18 protein-coding genes are annotated in these 14,356 nt (G+C 65.2%); 12 read left to right on the top strand and 6 right to left on the bottom strand.

Annotation, left to right across the window (positions count from 1 at the left end):
- The first annotated feature begins 185 nt into the window (after positions 1-185).
- A complete protein-coding gene (locus KZ813_RS16825; RefSeq protein WP_219756148.1) occupies positions 186-524 on the top strand; it encodes a hypothetical protein in 339 nt (112 codons plus the stop codon).
- 122 nt (positions 525-646) lie between these two features.
- Here the strand turns inward: KZ813_RS16825 and KZ813_RS16820 are convergent, their stop codons facing one another.
- Positions 647-2,092: a methyl-accepting chemotaxis protein gene (locus tag KZ813_RS16820; protein WP_219756147.1), complete on the bottom strand. Its 1,446-nt coding sequence runs from the start codon at positions 2,090-2,092 to the stop codon at positions 647-649.
- A gap of 297 nt (positions 2,093-2,389) precedes the next feature.
- Here KZ813_RS16820 and KZ813_RS16815 point away from each other — a divergent pair, with 297 nt between their 5' ends.
- On the top strand, positions 2,390-2,596 hold the full coding sequence (locus tag KZ813_RS16815) for a hypothetical protein (protein WP_219756146.1): 207 nt from the start codon (positions 2,390-2,392) through the stop codon (positions 2,594-2,596).
- A gap of 37 nt (positions 2,597-2,633) precedes the next feature.
- Here KZ813_RS16815 and KZ813_RS16810 read toward each other — a convergent pair whose 3' ends face one another.
- From KZ813_RS16810 to KZ813_RS16790, 5 genes are all read right to left on the bottom strand, one after another.
- Complete coding sequence (locus tag KZ813_RS16810; protein ID WP_219756145.1) at positions 2,634-2,801, bottom strand: hypothetical protein; 168 nt, start codon at positions 2,799-2,801, stop codon at positions 2,634-2,636.
- A gap of 40 nt (positions 2,802-2,841) precedes the next feature.
- A complete protein-coding gene (locus KZ813_RS16805; protein ID WP_219756144.1) occupies positions 2,842-2,994 on the bottom strand; it encodes a hypothetical protein in 153 nt (50 codons plus the stop codon).
- Positions 2,995-3,250: 256 nt separating this feature from the next.
- Positions 3,251-4,000, bottom strand: a complete 750-nt coding sequence (locus KZ813_RS16800) for a hypothetical protein (protein ID WP_219756143.1) — start codon at positions 3,998-4,000, stop codon at positions 3,251-3,253.
- Positions 4,001-4,175: 175 nt separating this feature from the next.
- A complete protein-coding gene (locus tag KZ813_RS20505) occupies positions 4,176-4,514 on the bottom strand; it encodes an integrase core domain-containing protein (RefSeq protein WP_373369290.1) in 339 nt (112 codons plus the stop codon).
- 105 nt (positions 4,515-4,619) lie between these two features.
- On the bottom strand, positions 4,620-5,000 hold the full coding sequence (locus tag KZ813_RS16790; protein ID WP_308461923.1) for a MerR family transcriptional regulator: 381 nt from the start codon (positions 4,998-5,000) through the stop codon (positions 4,620-4,622).
- 183 nt (positions 5,001-5,183) lie between these two features.
- On the opposite strand from KZ813_RS16790, the gene KZ813_RS16785 reads away from it, so the two are divergent.
- From KZ813_RS16785 to KZ813_RS16740, 10 genes are all read left to right on the top strand, one after another.
- Positions 5,184-5,336 (top strand): hypothetical protein, encoded by a 153-nt coding sequence (locus KZ813_RS16785; RefSeq protein ID WP_219756140.1) that lies wholly within the window; start codon positions 5,184-5,186, stop codon positions 5,334-5,336.
- 238 nt (positions 5,337-5,574) lie between these two features.
- Positions 5,575-5,904 carry a hypothetical protein gene (locus KZ813_RS16780; RefSeq protein ID WP_308461922.1) on the top strand — a complete coding sequence of 110 codons (330 nt, stop codon included), beginning with the start codon at positions 5,575-5,577 and terminating at the stop codon, positions 5,902-5,904.
- A 60-nt stretch (positions 5,905-5,964) separates the two neighbouring features.
- Entirely contained in the window at positions 5,965-7,242 is a 1,278-nt protein-coding gene (locus tag KZ813_RS16775) for a TolC family protein (RefSeq protein WP_219756139.1), read from the top strand.
- The gene (locus KZ813_RS16770) at positions 7,242-8,402 is read left to right on the top strand and encodes an efflux RND transporter periplasmic adaptor subunit (RefSeq protein ID WP_219756138.1); all 1,161 of its coding nucleotides are present in this window, start codon (positions 7,242-7,244) and stop codon (positions 8,400-8,402) included. Before KZ813_RS16775 ends, KZ813_RS16770 begins: the two co-directional genes overlap by 1 nt.
- A gap of 4 nt (positions 8,403-8,406) precedes the next feature.
- A complete protein-coding gene (locus KZ813_RS16765; RefSeq protein WP_219756137.1) occupies positions 8,407-11,652 on the top strand; it encodes an efflux RND transporter permease subunit in 3,246 nt (1,081 codons plus the stop codon).
- Positions 11,653-11,695: 43 nt separating this feature from the next.
- Positions 11,696-12,196: an SRPBCC family protein gene (locus KZ813_RS16760; protein WP_258046899.1), complete on the top strand. Its 501-nt coding sequence runs from the start codon at positions 11,696-11,698 to the stop codon at positions 12,194-12,196.
- Positions 12,193-12,561, top strand: a complete 369-nt coding sequence (locus tag KZ813_RS16755; protein ID WP_219756136.1) for a hypothetical protein — start codon at positions 12,193-12,195, stop codon at positions 12,559-12,561. The genes KZ813_RS16760 and KZ813_RS16755 overlap by 4 nt, the downstream gene beginning before the upstream one ends.
- Positions 12,562-12,628: 67 nt before the next feature.
- A complete protein-coding gene (gene fliE, locus KZ813_RS16750) occupies positions 12,629-12,970 on the top strand; it encodes a flagellar hook-basal body complex protein FliE (protein WP_219756135.1) in 342 nt (113 codons plus the stop codon).
- Between the two features lie 28 nt (positions 12,971-12,998).
- The gene (locus KZ813_RS16745) at positions 12,999-13,886 is read left to right on the top strand and encodes a bestrophin family protein (protein WP_219756134.1); all 888 of its coding nucleotides are present in this window, start codon (positions 12,999-13,001) and stop codon (positions 13,884-13,886) included.
- 65 nt (positions 13,887-13,951) lie between these two features.
- Complete coding sequence (locus KZ813_RS16740) at positions 13,952-14,284, top strand: hypothetical protein (RefSeq protein WP_258046898.1); 333 nt, start codon at positions 13,952-13,954, stop codon at positions 14,282-14,284.
- The last annotated feature ends 72 nt before the right edge of the window (positions 14,285-14,356 follow it).

The following is a 14,356-nucleotide window of genomic DNA, read 5'->3' as shown; positions in this document are numbered from 1 at the left end:
CGCGCCCGCTGAGTGTCACCAAACACATGATTTCCAACGGCCAGCAGCGACCCACCCTGGTGGCTCGGCATCGTCAATCACCTGTTTGTCGTACAAGCAGGTAAACGTTCGACGCCATGGGCAGTCGCACCCCTTCGTGGACGTAGATCAACGATCCACGGCAAGGATGATGTCACCGCACCATCATGGTTGCGAGCTTCTTCTTCGACGTCGATCCTGCCTCGAGCCTGGTCCGCATCACCATCCGCGACATGCAGATTCAATTGCAGGCGTCGGCGTCACTCTTCCGGCAGCGGCTGTTGGACCGCCGCGTCGCAGAACGACTCATCACCTTCGTCGTGTCCAGGTCGCTCGCGCGCGGTCAGATCATACGAGCTGTCGAAATCGTGAATGCGGAGTTCCTTACTGACGTGGGAAGGCGCTGGCGTGGCTACTTGCCTGACATGGGATCGGCTGAGGGCAGAGGCGATGGCCGTTGGTCTCGCGGCGTCAACGCCGCCGAGATGGCGGTCACGTTGCTATGATCCGCGCCACACTCCTGGGCGATACATTCCAGCCTCCTGATGGCCTGCAGAAGCTCGGCAAGGTCGAGCGACAGGCACTCCCAGCGTGCCGCATCATCGCTGCTGTCCATTGTCACCGCCGCTTAGAACGATGACCAATCATCATCGACGGCCACGGCAGCGGCTGCGCCGCCACGAACCTGTCGCCGCACCGCCTGCGCTGCCTGCCGGCCTGCCTGGGCGGCACGCTCCTGCAGCTGATGGACCGGCTGCATAGCAGCACGGGCGGGGACCGCAGGCGCAGGCTCGGCCGCCGCCAACTTGAACCTAGCAACCTCCTGGGCGAGCTCTTCGGCTTCCGACGCCAGCGTGCGGGTGGCCGCGGTCGCTTCTTCGACCATGGCGGCATTCTGCTGCGTCACACCGTCCATCTCCGAGATAGCCGTGCTGACCTCCTTGAGCCCGATCGCCTGACGCTCGGCGGATCCGGCGATCTCGGACACGATCCCGCTGATCTCACCGACACGGTCGATGATGCCGTGGAGCGCGCTCCCGGTGGCACTCACCAGCTTGGCGCCAACCTCAACCTGCTCGGTCGAGGCGGTGATGCGCGTCTTCACGTCCTTGGCGGCATCGGCCGAACGCTGCGCGAGGGCGCGCACCTCGGAGGCCACGACAGCGAAGCCCTTGCCAGCGTCACCCGCGCGAGCCGCCTCGACGCCGGCATTGAGCGCGAGCAGGTTGGTCTGGAAGGCGATGCCGTCGATGACGCTGATGATCTCGGAGATCTCGCTTGAGGTGCGCTCAATACCCTCCATGGCGGCTACGGCACGCTGCACGACCTCGCCGGACGCTTCCGCCTCGCTCTGCGCCTGCGACACCAGCGCGTTGGCGCGCGCCGCTCCGTCGGCGGTTTGGCGAACGGTGGAGGTGATCTCCTCCATCGCAGCGGCCGTCTCCTCAAGTGCTGCCGCCTGCTGCTCGGTGCGACGCGACAGGTCGTCCGAGGCTTGGCGGATGTCACCGGCACCGTTGTTAATCCCGCTTGCAACCGTGGTGACCGTCGACAGCGTGGCGGCGACCGCCTCGAGCGCCGCGTTGAAGTCGCATCGCAGGCTCTCGTAATGCGGTGCGAAGGGCGTCTCGAGCCGTAGCGACAGATCACCGCCGGCAAGGCGAGTGAGGCCAGCGCCCAATGCACGCACCATCAGATCGGAAGCCGCTTCTGCCTCGCGGATCGTCTCGGCGTTCTGCCGGAACACCTGCATGGCCCGTGTCATGCGGCCGACACAGTCGCGGTGATCGGTGAACTGGATCGGGCTGTCGAGATCGCCGGTCGTCAGCGCCTCCATGCGCACCACCGTGGCGACATACGGGTCGCTGATCAGCTTGCCGCTGAACCACGTCAGCAACACCGGCAGCGATGCCATCGCGCAGCCACCCAGCATGATGTCCCACACCTCCGCTGGCGGTGACACCGCCGCCATGTAGATCAATCCGAGGCTGAGGGCAGCGACAGCCACCTGGAAGGCGACGATGACCTTGAACTTGGTTCGTATCGGTGCGTGATTTCTGAACCAGGCGATCATCGTGCATCTCCCATGACGCTGCGGGGAGGTACGGAGTGAATCTTAACAATCGACCTTCGCCGACGATCTAATTTCGATCTTGTCGATGGCGCCGGCGATCTGCCTACACGAAGTCTTAATACGCGACGGCTAAACCATCAGTGTCGGTATAGACAACCGGCAGGCTGCGCCAGTTGACCTCACGAACACGGCTGGCGCAGCCATCTTCGTCGCGCTTGCGCCGGGGATGTGGCAGTTGCCTGCTCGTAGCGGCACCCCGCACCTTCCGTCTTCAGCGTCAGCTCGTTAGGAACCGTCGTGCTCGATCAGCACTCCATCCACTACTACCAGCGACGGGTGATCGCAGCGCAGGCGAATGCCAGGCGGGCGACGGATGAGCGCGCCAAGCTGCGGCACCTGGAAATGGCGTCGGTCTACACTGCGGTGGTCGAGACAAAGCGCACGGTGCAGGAACTGACGCGCTCACGGTCGACCGCCTTCATCCTGCCGGATGACGAAAACTGAAAGCTGGGAATCGGCGGCGCGTGCGTCACACCGCTTGTCAATCAGGCATCACGTACGCGATCGCCTCGCTGGCGACGTGTTCGACTCGGCGAACCTGGTGGAAGATGCCGGCGAGCTCAACGTATGAGCCGACCTCCGGCGGGTGTGGCTGCTCGCGCTCGCAGATCGACGCCTTGGGGTTCTGCCGGCAGTAGGTGATCTTCATCGTGAGGTAAGGCTCGTTCGCTGTGGCGTGATCCAGGCGGTCAGAAATCCAGCCCGCGCCGCTCGATCTCCGTGGCGAGCACCTCCATCCTCGCGTCACCCTCATCCCACCTGGTCTTCATCCATTCGGTGAGCAGCTCCTGGTCTGTTAGGAACGCTAGCTCCTCCGGCGTGGGCGGATTGGGATCGGACATCTGACAGTTCTGCCTCAGCTATGGCCAGTAAGGCAACATTAGCCCGCCATCCTGCCATCGCGAGGCAAACAGGCCGTTCCTGCCTGGTTCTGGTCGGTGCCAGCTGGATCCTTCAAGGTCCCTTCAGTGATTTCGTTGCCACGACGTTGAGCCTGCCCTGAAGGTCGGAGAAGAACGCCTTGAGCGCGGGAATGTACCTGAACTGGATGTGGTCCAGCCGCTTGGAGATCTTGTTGGGGGAGGGAAATCTTCCCCGTCAGCAGATCTTCGCTTGTTGAGGCTCCAGACCGGTCCTTTTCGCCGCCAAGTCAGCGGCCACTCGATCTTGGTCTCCCCCGCGCGCAGGTAGCCGCTGAGCGGGATGAAGACGATGCCGATCTCGACCTGCTGCGTTGCGCGCTGCCTCACTTGCATGGATTGACTCGCCGGTAAGCTGCTGGATCTGCGGGCCACGAGTTAAAGTTTCCATAGAAGTACAGTTCTTCAATTCAAATGGCACGGTCAAAGATGACCTTCTCGTGCCGCTGAGCTTCGGCTCGGCTCGCTTGCGCGAAGCCGCTCCCTCCTCATAGTCGTTCGCAGGTGGCTTGCGTTTACGCGGTCGTCGTTTTTTGCCGCCATTCGCCTTGCTTTTGAGAAAGCGAGAGCAGCGAGAACGGAGGCCGATAAGAAAAGACAGTCGACCTGCTCGACTAAGTGCCGCAGCTGCAGCCGTCGCTGCGGCAAGACCCTCAAAAACGGCGCTGATTTCGACGCTAGCAAGCCACACGACTATGTCTGGAGCAACCAATGCCACCATTCGGATTGGATCGCTGCCTTCGGTATGAAGGTGCACGACTACCAATGTGGTCACCACCACCACCAGAGCCACATGTCCAGACCCAAGGCGGTTCAACGCTTTGGCCGGGATCTCGACAGCTACCCTATTGAGAAGACGGCCGAGAGGCGTCCTGCTGGCGCAAATCAATGTAACCCAACACATGACAAAAATGATTGGCGCGGTCATCAGCCCGATCTCTGGTCGTTCTCGTCAATGATTGGAGATACCGCCACTGGGCAAGGCCGAGGCAGCTTTCTGAGCCGAAGTGGAGCGATCTCCGCGATTTCACAGCTATTTTCGCGTTGGTTTGCCAATGTGGGAACTTCATGCCAGCGAGTGCCGCTGGTCGTCGACCAATTGTTCAAGCCCCACCTTGAGACCGTCGACGGTGGCAGGAGCGATATGGAGGCTTCGATGAGTGACGACGGTCCCCCGCTTTCTCATCGAAGTCACCGATAGGTTTCCGGCGTTCGTTCGGCCGCGGTCTTGGCCGCGGCAGCACCATGTTCGACCGGTGTAAGCCAGCCAAGCGGTGTGTGGGGACGGCTTTCATCGTCGTCGCGCCACAAGGCATCGATTTGCCCCGCGCGCGCTCCAGCGGCTCGGACCAGTGCGTTTTCAGGCACTCGTCGCGCAGGCGGCCATTGGACGACTCGACGAAGGCATCGTCCATAGGTTTGCCCGGCCGGCTGCAAGCCAAGCAACGCCATTCTCACGGGCCTGCGGCCAAGTGCCTTCGGGATGGACTTTGGTCCATTGTTCACCCGGATGATCCGGGGCACGCCGTGGGTCGACGAGATCCGTGCTATGATCGGGAGCTTGCCTTCGATCCGTGCGAGGAGAGCGCGTCGATGACCTTGCAGTCGGCGATCGTGGACGCGGTGCACGCTCCGCCGCGACGGTATACCTCATCGCGTAGCGTTGCGAGATCGGCGAGCTTGCGATCGATCTCGACCAGATGACGTTCGATGATGGCGTCGACCTCGCTGCACGATCCCCGCGGATCGTTGGCGAGCTTCAGAAGCTCCCTCACCTGATCGAGCGTGAATCCCAGATCCCGCGATCGCTTGATGAAGGACAGCCGATCGAGGTGACTCCGGTCGTACACCCGGTAGTTCGAACCGCTTCGAAGAGGCGGACCGATCAGTCCCTCCGCTTCGTAGAAGCGCACCGTCTCGACCTTCAAACCGGTCTTCCTCGAGATCTCACCTATCCTCATGACACCCCTTGACCCTCTATCGACATGAGGGTTCATATGGGATGTCGGACGCACGAATCGAGGCGATTTTGGCATACGACGCTTGTTCCAGACCTTGGCGACAGGATCGCGGGACCGGGCTCGCTCTTCGAACGGCGGCTTGTACGGACCATGGCGACGCTGGAGCGTCGCGTGATGCTCAAGGCCGAGATGGTGGCGCGCTTCGTCGGCAGGCGAGCGATCGTCGTTGTCGACGTCTTCAGCGAGGTGGCGCGAACGGCGCGCTCATTCACGTGGACGCCTCTAGGTCGTCGTCGCTTTTGATGGGCATCTGGGACGTTCGAGACGCCGATGAGCTCCGCCGCCATGGGGGGGCTGACGTCCGTCCGGCCGCCCCTTCGCGAGGGGATGGACGACGGGGCTTCGCGATCAACCTCGCTTATCTCCGGTGCTCGGCGTTGGCCGGGGTCGAAGCCTCGGTCTCCCGATCCGACATCGTCGTCGCCCAGGCGGAGTTATCGAGATGACAGCGGAGCCCGCGCATGCTAGGCGCTCCAGTGTCGTGCGGATCGTGCTGCCCTTCCTGACCTTCCTGATGCTGGCACTCACCGGTTTCTCAGGCATGGCTCATGCCGCCGACGTGGCGGGTGGCAGCATCGCGGGCTACGAGCTCAGCGTACATGCCGCGGGCGATGGCGATGAGGTGCCGTCGGACTCCGACAAGGGCTATCCCCACCATCACAGCTCCTGCCACGGTCACGAGATCGGGCAGCCGGCGAGGCCACAGGTCGCAGTTTCGCTCGCTCAGATCGAGTCGCGGCCTTTCCCCGGTGGATTGCTCCTGCTCGCTGGCCGGCAAGGCCAGATCCACCTGAGGCCACCACAAGCCTGACGACCGATCGGGGCGCGTGCGGAAGCGCGCCCGTCGTTCATCGTCAGGAGTGTCATCTTCATGCATCGCATTATCGCGGCCATGCTGGCCGCAGCGTCTTGCGCCACGTTGGCGCAGGCGCAGGTTGGACCATCTGCGCCCATCGCGCAGGTGGGGCCGACCTACACGCTTGATCAGGCGGTCAGCGCGGCCGGGGGTTCCGCTCCTGCAGCCGATGCCGCAGGCGCCGCTGTCGAGGCTGCCCGTTCAGGTCGCACGGTCGCGGGACTCCGTCCCAATCCCGTCTTCCAGGGGCAGATCGAGAACATCGGCGGATCCGGCCCGTACAAGGGAGTGAGAAGCGCGGAGTCGACCATCGGGGTCGCCATCCCGATCGAACTCGGGGGGAAGCGAGGAGCGCGCCTGGCCGTCGCCGGCGCGCAGCTGTCCCGCGCCGAGATCCAGGCCGCGATCGTCGCGGCGGACGTGAGACTGCAGGTTACGCAGCTGTACGTCGAAGCGGTGGCCGCCGAACGGCGCGTCGCAACGGCGCGTGATCAGGCGCGCATCGCAGGGGACGCCTTGCGTGGCGCAAGCGTCCGGGTGCAGGCGGGGAGAGCTTCGCCGCTCGAGCAGCAGCGCGCCGATGTCGCGCGGATCAACGCCGAAGCGAACGTGGAACGGCAGACCCGCCTGTCCGAAGCGGCCCGCACCAATCTGGCTCGCCGCATCGGAAGGCCGATCGACGGATCTCTGGATGCCACCCTTCTGGATCGATTGCCTGCCGCGGGCGTCTACGGGCCGGCCGCGCCGGTTCGCACGGACGGTACCCTGGCGTTGGCTGCAGCTAATGCGGACTTCACCATCGCGGACGCGGGTGTCCGTCTCGCCCGCGCCAACAGGGTGCCGGACATAAACATCGGCCCGGCGCTGCGTCGCCTGGAGGCGACGAACGACACGGCCGCCGTTCTCGCGGTGTCGATCCCGATACCCCTCTTCAACAATGGCCGGGCCGCCATCGCACAAGCCGCCGCGCAGCGCACGCAGGCCGACGCCCTCCGCCGTGTGACCGCACTCGATGTGGAGCAGGCGATCACCGACGCGCAGGCGCAAGCCTCCAACGCGGCGACGACCGCGCGTGCGGCCTCCGGGCCCGCACTCGCGGCCGCGCAGGAGGCCGCACGCATCGCGCGCATCGGCTACCGGGAAGGCAAGTTCGGGCAGCTCGAGCTGCTCGACGCGGAACGCACCCTGGCCGACACGCGCGTCGCCGCGATCGATGCCCTCGCCAACTACCAGAACGCCCGAGCGCAGCTGGAGCGGCTGACCGCACCTGCGCCCAATGGGGGGAACCAGTGATGAAGACCTACTATCTCGCGGGTGCGGCGTTCGCGGCCCTTCTCCTCTCCGGCTGCGGCGGCGGCGCGGAGGTCGGTAACGAGGCCTCGACGAACGAAGCCGCGTCCAGCGCACCAGCCGCAGCCGGGGATGCTGGAGCTGCGAAGGACGCCGTCACGCTGACTTCGGAGCAGATCTCCGCCGCCGGCGTCCAGATCGGTCGTCCGATTGTCGGCGGCGCCGGCACGATCGAGCTGCCGGCGATCATCGAGGGTGATCCGCAGGGCACGCAGGTCGTCTCGGCCGCCATCGCCGGACGCGTCGTCTCCCTCACGCGCAATCTTGGACAGACCGTCGGTCGCGGCCAGACAATCGCCGTGATCGAGAGCCGTGAGGCGGCGCAGATCCAGGGAGAGGTCCAGGCGGCGCGCGCGCGTCTCCAGCTGGCCAACTCCAATCTGGCGCGCGAGCAGCGGCTCTTCGCCCAGAAGGTGTCGCCCGAACAGGATCTCATCGCTGCGCGGACCGCCGCGATCGAGGCGCGGATCGCGCTGACGCAGGCACAGAGCACGGTGTCGGCCGCCGGCGCGGGCGGTGCGGGGCTGAACCGCCTCGGCATCGCCGCGCCGATCTCCGGGCAGGTCATCGCGCGCCCGGTCACCCTTGGCCAGACGGTCACGGCCGATGCGGAACTCTACCGCATCGCCAATCTCGGCCAGGTCTCGCTCGCTCTCAACCTGAAGCCGGAGGATGCCGGCAGGATCCGGCCCGGCAATGTGGTGACGGTGAAGGCGGCGGGGCGTCAGGCGAAGGCGCGGATCACCTTCGTGTCGCCTGCGCTCGATCCCCAGACCCGCCTCGTGCCATCCATCGCGACGTTGGACAATCGCGGTGGCACATGGCGCGTAGGCGAGCCCGTGACCGCGACCGTGGAGCTGACCGGCAGTGGGGGCGGCGGCGCTGTCCGCGTACCGACCACGGCCGTTCAGACCGACGAGGGGAAGTCCGTCGTGTTCGTGCGCACGCCCAAGGGCTTCCAGGCGACGCAGGTCCAGCTGGGGGATGCCTCCGGCGAGACCGTGATCGTCCGCTCCGGGCTCACCGGCCGCGAACAGATCGCGACCACCGGCAGCTTCACGCTCAAGGCCGAGCTCGGCAAGAGCGAAGCGGTGGAGGACTGACATCATGATCGCCCGCATCGTCACATGGGCGGTCGAGAAGCGCTGGCTCGTCCTGCTCCTCACCGTCATCGCCGCCGCCATCGGCGCCTTCTCCCTCTACCGGCTACCGATCGACGCGGTGCCGGACATCACCAACAACCAGGTCCAGATCAACGTTCGCGCGCCGGCGCTTTCGCCCGAGCTCGTCGAGAAGCAGGTGTCGTTCCCGATCGAGACCGCGCTCGCCGGCACGCCGGGCCTCGAATACACGCGATCGCTCAGCCGAAACGGGTTCGCGCAGATCACGGCCGTGTTCTCGGACGCGACCGACATCTACTTCGCCCGCCAGCAGGTCGGGGAGCGGCTGCAGGGTGTCGCCGAGAACCTGCCGGACGGCGTCAATCCCGAAATGGGCCCGATCGCCACCGGACTGGGTGAGGTGTACATGTACACCGTCCGCCTTCAGCACCGCGCCGACGACAAGCACAGGCCTGGCGAACCCGGAGAGCAACCGGACGGCAGCTACATCACGCCCGAGGGCGAGCGCCTGACGAGCGACGAGGACAAGGCGACCTACCTGCGTACCGCGCAGGACTGGATCGTCACGCCGCTGCTCAAGAACACACCCGGCCTCGCTGGCGTGGATTCGATCGGGGGCTATGCCAAGCAGTTCCTCGTGGTCCCCGACGTCCAGAAGCTCGCGTCGCTCGGCATCACGCTCACCGATCTCGGAAACGCGCTGGAGCGCAACAACACCAGCGTTGGCGGCGGCTTCGTGAACCGCAACGGCGAGGGTCTCGCCGTCCGCTCGGACGCGCTCGTTCGCAACACCGCCGAACTGGCACGCACGGTCGTCGCCACGCGCAACGGTGTGCCCGTCACGCTCGATCAGGTCGCGACCGTCCGCACCGGGCAGGCGATCCGGATGGGCTCGGCGTCCGAGAACGGCACCGAGGTCGTCGTCGGAACCGCGATCATGCGCATCGGCGAGAACAGCCGCTCCGTCTCCACCGCGGTCGCCGACAAGCTGAAGTCCATCAATGCTTCGCTTCCGCCCGACGTCGTGGTCCAGCCGGTGCTCAACCGCACCGAACTGGTAAACTCGACCATCAGGACGGTGGGCCGCAACCTGGGCGAGGGCGCGGTGCTCGTCATCGTCGTGCTCTTCCTGCTGCTGGGCAACTTCCGCGCGGCCCTCATCGCGGCCCTGGTCATCCCGATCACGATGACGCTCACCGGGTTCGGCATGCTCAGGGCGGACGTTTCCGCAAACCTGATGAGCCTCGGCGCTCTCGACTTCGGCCTGATCGTCGACGGCGCCGTCATCATCGTCGAGAATGCGTTGCGAAGGCTCGCCGAGCGCCAGCATCACGAAGGACGGCTGCTCAGCGTCAAGGAACGCCTCGGAAGCGTCGCAGCGGCGGCGCGCGAGATGATCCGCCCCTCGGTCTACGGGCAGGCGATCATCATCCTCGTGTACGTCCCCCTGCTCACGCTCACTGGCGTCGAGGGCAAGACGTTCGTGCCGATGGCGCTCACCGTCATCATCGCGCTCGCCTTCGCCTTCGTGCTGTCGCTCACCTTCGTGCCGGCCATGATCGCCATCTGGCTGTCCAAGAAGGTCGATGAGGAGGATGGCCGCATCGTCACCTGGTTGAAGAAGCGCTACGAGCCGGGACTCGACCGGGCGATGAGGCGTCCCACGATCACGATCGGAGCGGCGCTGGGCAGCCTGGTGCTGGCGGTTCTGGCGTTCGGATCGCTGGGTCAGGTGTTCCTGCCGCAGCTCGACGAGGGTGACCTCCTGATCCAGTCGCTGCGCATCCCGGCCACGTCGGTGCAGCAGAGTCAGGCGATGCAGGTGCCGATCGAGCGCATGATGTCAAAGCAGCCGGAGGTGCAGTTCGTCTATTCCAAGACGGGCACCGCGGAACTCGCGTCCGACCCGATGCCGCCCAACGCGACTGACATGTTCGTGATCCTGAAGCCGCGCGACGCCTGGCCCGATCCGAAGCTGGCGAAGGAGGAGCTCGTCAAACGGATCGAAGACAATCTCGCGAGATTCCCAGGCAACGCCTACGAGATCACCCAGCCGATCCAGATGCGCTTCAACGAGCTCATCGCCGGCGTGCGTGGCGACATCGCGGTGAAGGTCTTCGGCGACGACTTCGCCGCCATGAACCGGACGGCGGAACAGGTGGCGTCGATCCTGCGCAAGACGCAGGGCGCGGCGGATGTGAAGGTCGAGCAGACGACGGGTCTCCCGATGCTCGACATCCGCGTCAACCGCGATGCGATGGCACGCCTCGGCGTCACTGCTCAGGACGTGCAGGACACCGTCACCGCCACCCTCGGGGGCCGCACCTCCGGGCAGATCTTCGAGGGCGATCGTCGCTTCCCGGTGGTCATCCGCCTGTCGGAGGCGCAGCGGTCCGACCTCGGCCTGCTGCAGCAGGTGCAGGTGCCGGTCGCCGGTGGATCCTTCGTTCCCCTCTCCAGCGTCGCCGACATCGGAGTCGTGGACGGGCCGAACCAGATCAGCCGCGAGAATGGCAAGCGTCGCGTGGTGGTCCAGGCCAACGTGCGCGGCCGGGATGTCGGAAGCGTGGTGGCGGACGCGCAGGCTGCCATCGGCAGCCAGGTGCGCCTGCCACCGGGCAGCTACCTCGAATGGGGTGGGCAGTTCGAGAACCTGCAGTCCGCGAGCGCAAGGCTGAAGCTGGTCATTCCGGCCTGTTTCATCCTGATCATGTTCCTCCTCTACGGGGCGCTCGGATCGGTGCGCGACGCGGCGATCGTCTTCACCGGCGTGCCATTCGCGCTGGTCGGCGGCGTGCTGCTGCTCTTCCTGCGCGGAATGGACTTCTCGATCTCGGCGGCGGTCGGCTTCATCGCCCTTTCCGGCATCGCGGTCCTCAACGGCCTGGTCATGGTAAGCTCGATCCAGGACCTGATCCGGTCTGGGTTGGACCGGGCAGAGGCGGCGCATGTCGGCGCGATGCAGCGACTTCGTCCAGTCGCGATGACGGCGCTGGTCGCGTCGCTGGGCTTCGTGCCGATGGCTCTTGGCCATGGCGCGGGCGCCGAGGTGCAGAAGCCCCTGGCGACCGTCGTCATAGGCGGACTGATCTCGGCGACGCTGCTGACGCTCTTCGTCCTCCCCACGCTCTACGCGCGGTTCGGGCAGAAGGCGATCGAGGCTCCTGAGCACTACAGCGAGGAGCACGAGGGGGATGACCACGGTCAGATCTTCGTGGCCGACATGGGTTGAGGGGACGGGGGGCGGAAAGTTCCCGTCCCCCCGATCCTGGCAGATGGGGATCAACATGCCTCAGACAACGACGACGAAGGTCCTCCACGGTGCGCCGCTCCGCATCTGGTCCGCGCTGACCGAAGCGGAGCATCGACGGGCGTGGGCGCCCATGGTCCTGCTCGACGATGCCGCACAGGTCGGTGACACCGAATGCACGTTCGTGATGAACGGATGGTTCGAGCATGTCCGCTCGCCGGCGCATGTCGACCAGCTCGACAAGCCGGTCGTCCTCGCTTGGTCGTGCGGACTCCGACACGTCTTCACGTTCCACGAGAGCTACCATCTGGACGGCGACGATGGCGCTACCACACTCTCGCACATCTGCTCCGTAAGGGGGCCGCTATCCCTGCCGTTCGCCGCCGTCATGCTGCGGCGGATGCGCGTGCTGATGTCCGAAGCCGACGAGCGACTGGCAGCCTATCTCCGATGGCGCACCGGTCGCTCGGGGCCAGGCCCCGAGAGGCGTCAGGCGTCCAGGCGCTACAGGGGGGCGGCGCGATGAAGCCGAGGCGCATTTTCGCCCTCGCTGGCATCGTTCTCGTCGGCGCCTGTTCTGAGCCGAAGAACGACGACCCGCCGACACGGCAGGAGGTTCACTCCAGGGACAGCGGCGTCGCGACCGGACAGCCCGGGCGCCACCGGTACCATTGCGAAGACGGAAGGACGCTCCTGGTCGACTACAAGGACAACGGCCTCCGGCTCGATCTTCTCGAGAAGGAAGGCGGGCCGTCCAGGACGCTGAGCGCGCCAACGCAGGAGCTCCAGTACGTGGGAGACGGCGTCACCGCGACGTTTTCCGGTGTGCAGCTGAGGCTCGTCGACGATGCCGGGCGAGTACGGATCTGCGTTCCGGACGGCAGCAGGTGAGAAGTGGCGGATCTGAGCGAACCTGAAGCGGCGATGATCCCGCCTCGTACCGAGAAAGGACGTGACCATGTCTGATCGCACCATCTCCGGGGTTCTGGCCATCCGTGCCGATGTGATCGCTCGAAGCAAGGCTCTCCGGGAAGCGCAGTCTATTTCGCAGCCCAGCGTCGTCACCGAAGGTGACGCCCCCAGCTTCACCCAGACGCTGAAGGCGGTCGTCGCGAAGGTCAACGAGACGCAGCAGCAGGAGGACATGGCGACGGAGTCCTACGAGCGCGGCGAGACGAACGACATCGCCACGGTGGCACTGATCCAGAACCGCGCAAGTGTAGCCTTCGAGGCGACGCTCCAGGTCAGGAACAAGCTGCTGTCCGCCTACAAGGACATCATGAACATGCCACTTGGCTGATGCCGGATCATACTGAGGCTAAGATCGAATGATTGTGGGTGCAACGCCGAGATTTCGGCAGATCATGATAGAGGTCTGGCGGCCGCTGACGTTCCTGTTCGTCTGGGACGTGGCAGTGACCGTCTTCCACTTCATGACGCCGATCAAGGAGCCGCCTCTGCCAACGGCATTGTTCGGGACCGCGATCGCGCTGTTCATGGGCTTTCGAACCAACGCGGCCTACGCGAGATGGTGGGAAGCGCGCACGCTGTGGGGTGCCCTCATCAACGCGTCGCGCAGTCTTGCACGCGTGACGCGAAGCCTCGGCTTCGGAGATCCGGATGGCGACAGGTTGGTGGAGGTGGTGGTGCGTCGTCAGATCGCGTTCGCCCAGGCCCTACGTTGTCAGCTCAGAGGCGAGTCCCCCCGCAGTGAGATCGCGCGGATGATCGGCGCCTCCGGTGCAAGCATGGCACTGCTTCGCACTAACCCCGCCAACTACATCGTTGAGGAGATCTCCGGCGTCTTTGCCGATCTGTTGTCGGCCGGGAGAATCGACACGATCCAGCAGTCAACCATCGAAAGGATCCTGATCGACATCGCGAACGCGCAGGGCGGGATGGAGCGAATCAAGAACACGCCGCTTCCAAATGGTTTCCGCTTCTTCCCAAACCTGTTCACTCGCGTCTTCTGCGTACTTCTACCAATTGCCTTGGTCGAGTCCCTCGGCATCGCGACGCCTATCGGCTCCACGTTGATCGGGCTGGTCTTCCTCGCCGTGCTGAGCATAGGCGAGGATCTGACCGATCCGTTTGCAAACACCGTCCACGACGTCCCACTGACCGCCATGTGCCGGACGATCGAGATAGACCTGCTTCAAACGGCAGGACTCGACGCTCCTGAAAAGGTGAAGCCTGTGCACGGGGTGCTTTGGTGAGCGCCGGACGGACCGATCGGGCTGCGTCAGCCTCCGCTCGACGCGGCGCACGCTTGGCGCTTGCGATGCTCGCATCGCTCGGCGTCGCGGCATGCGGAGGATCGGAGAATAGATCGACGGACGAACTTCACAACGCCGGCATGATCCCTGAGCTGCTCCGGCAGCGGATGGTCTTCTGTGACGATGGCTCGCGCGCCGACATGGATTATCTCGCCGACGGTTTGCGCATGGCGGTCACCTGGCTGCCAAAAGGGCGGACCGACATACTGAAGGCGCGGGGCACTGGGGACGAGTTCCGCAACGGTAGGTTGCGGGCGGTGATCGCGGGCGGTTCCATCGCGTTCACTCGCGCTGACGGGTCGGTGCGCGTGTGTCACCCTCTCAAGGAGGGGGATTGACGCGTGGGCGCCTTGTCACCCCCCCGGTCGTTGCGCGCCATCGATGACCTCTCGGACGCGATCGACCGTGGA

It is taken from the genome of Sphingomonas folli, from assembly GCF_019429525.1.
In the GTDB taxonomy this organism is placed as follows: Bacteria; Pseudomonadota; Alphaproteobacteria; order Sphingomonadales; family Sphingomonadaceae; genus Sphingomonas; species Sphingomonas folii.
This window is presented reverse-complemented; position numbering and strand designations above follow the sequence as displayed.

Excerpts from the sequence above, each read along its gene's own strand:
- KZ813_RS16810 (WP_219756145.1), bottom strand. The coding sequence starts at position 2,801 with ATGAAGATCACCTACTGCCGGCAGAACCCCAAGGCGTCGATCTGCGAG.
- KZ813_RS16760 (WP_258046899.1), top strand. The coding sequence starts at position 11,696 with ATGGGGATCAACATGCCTCAGACAACGACGACGAAGGTCCTCCACGGT.
- KZ813_RS16770 (WP_219756138.1), top strand. The coding sequence starts at position 7,242 with ATGAAGACCTACTATCTCGCGGGTGCGGCGTTCGCGGCCCTTCTCCTC.
- KZ813_RS16755 (WP_219756136.1), top strand. The coding sequence starts at position 12,193 with ATGAAGCCGAGGCGCATTTTCGCCCTCGCTGGCATCGTTCTCGTCGGC.
- KZ813_RS16745 (WP_219756134.1), top strand. The coding sequence starts at position 12,999 with ATGATTGTGGGTGCAACGCCGAGATTTCGGCAGATCATGATAGAGGTC.
- KZ813_RS16825 (WP_219756148.1), top strand. The coding sequence starts at position 186 with ATGGTTGCGAGCTTCTTCTTCGACGTCGATCCTGCCTCGAGCCTGGTC.
- KZ813_RS16785 (WP_219756140.1), top strand. The coding sequence starts at position 5,184 with ATGGCGACGCTGGAGCGTCGCGTGATGCTCAAGGCCGAGATGGTGGCG.
- fliE (WP_219756135.1), top strand. The coding sequence starts at position 12,629 with ATGTCTGATCGCACCATCTCCGGGGTTCTGGCCATCCGTGCCGATGTG.
- KZ813_RS16800 (WP_219756143.1), bottom strand. The coding sequence starts at position 4,000 with ATGACCGCGCCAATCATTTTTGTCATGTGTTGGGTTACATTGATTTGC.
- KZ813_RS16765 (WP_219756137.1), top strand. The coding sequence starts at position 8,407 with ATGATCGCCCGCATCGTCACATGGGCGGTCGAGAAGCGCTGGCTCGTC.
- KZ813_RS16740 (WP_258046898.1), top strand. The coding sequence starts at position 13,952 with ATGCTCGCATCGCTCGGCGTCGCGGCATGCGGAGGATCGGAGAATAGA.
- KZ813_RS16775 (WP_219756139.1), top strand. The coding sequence starts at position 5,965 with ATGCATCGCATTATCGCGGCCATGCTGGCCGCAGCGTCTTGCGCCACG.
- KZ813_RS16820 (WP_219756147.1), bottom strand. The coding sequence starts at position 2,092 with ATGATCGCCTGGTTCAGAAATCACGCACCGATACGAACCAAGTTCAAG.
- KZ813_RS16805 (WP_219756144.1), bottom strand. The coding sequence starts at position 2,994 with ATGTCCGATCCCAATCCGCCCACGCCGGAGGAGCTAGCGTTCCTAACA.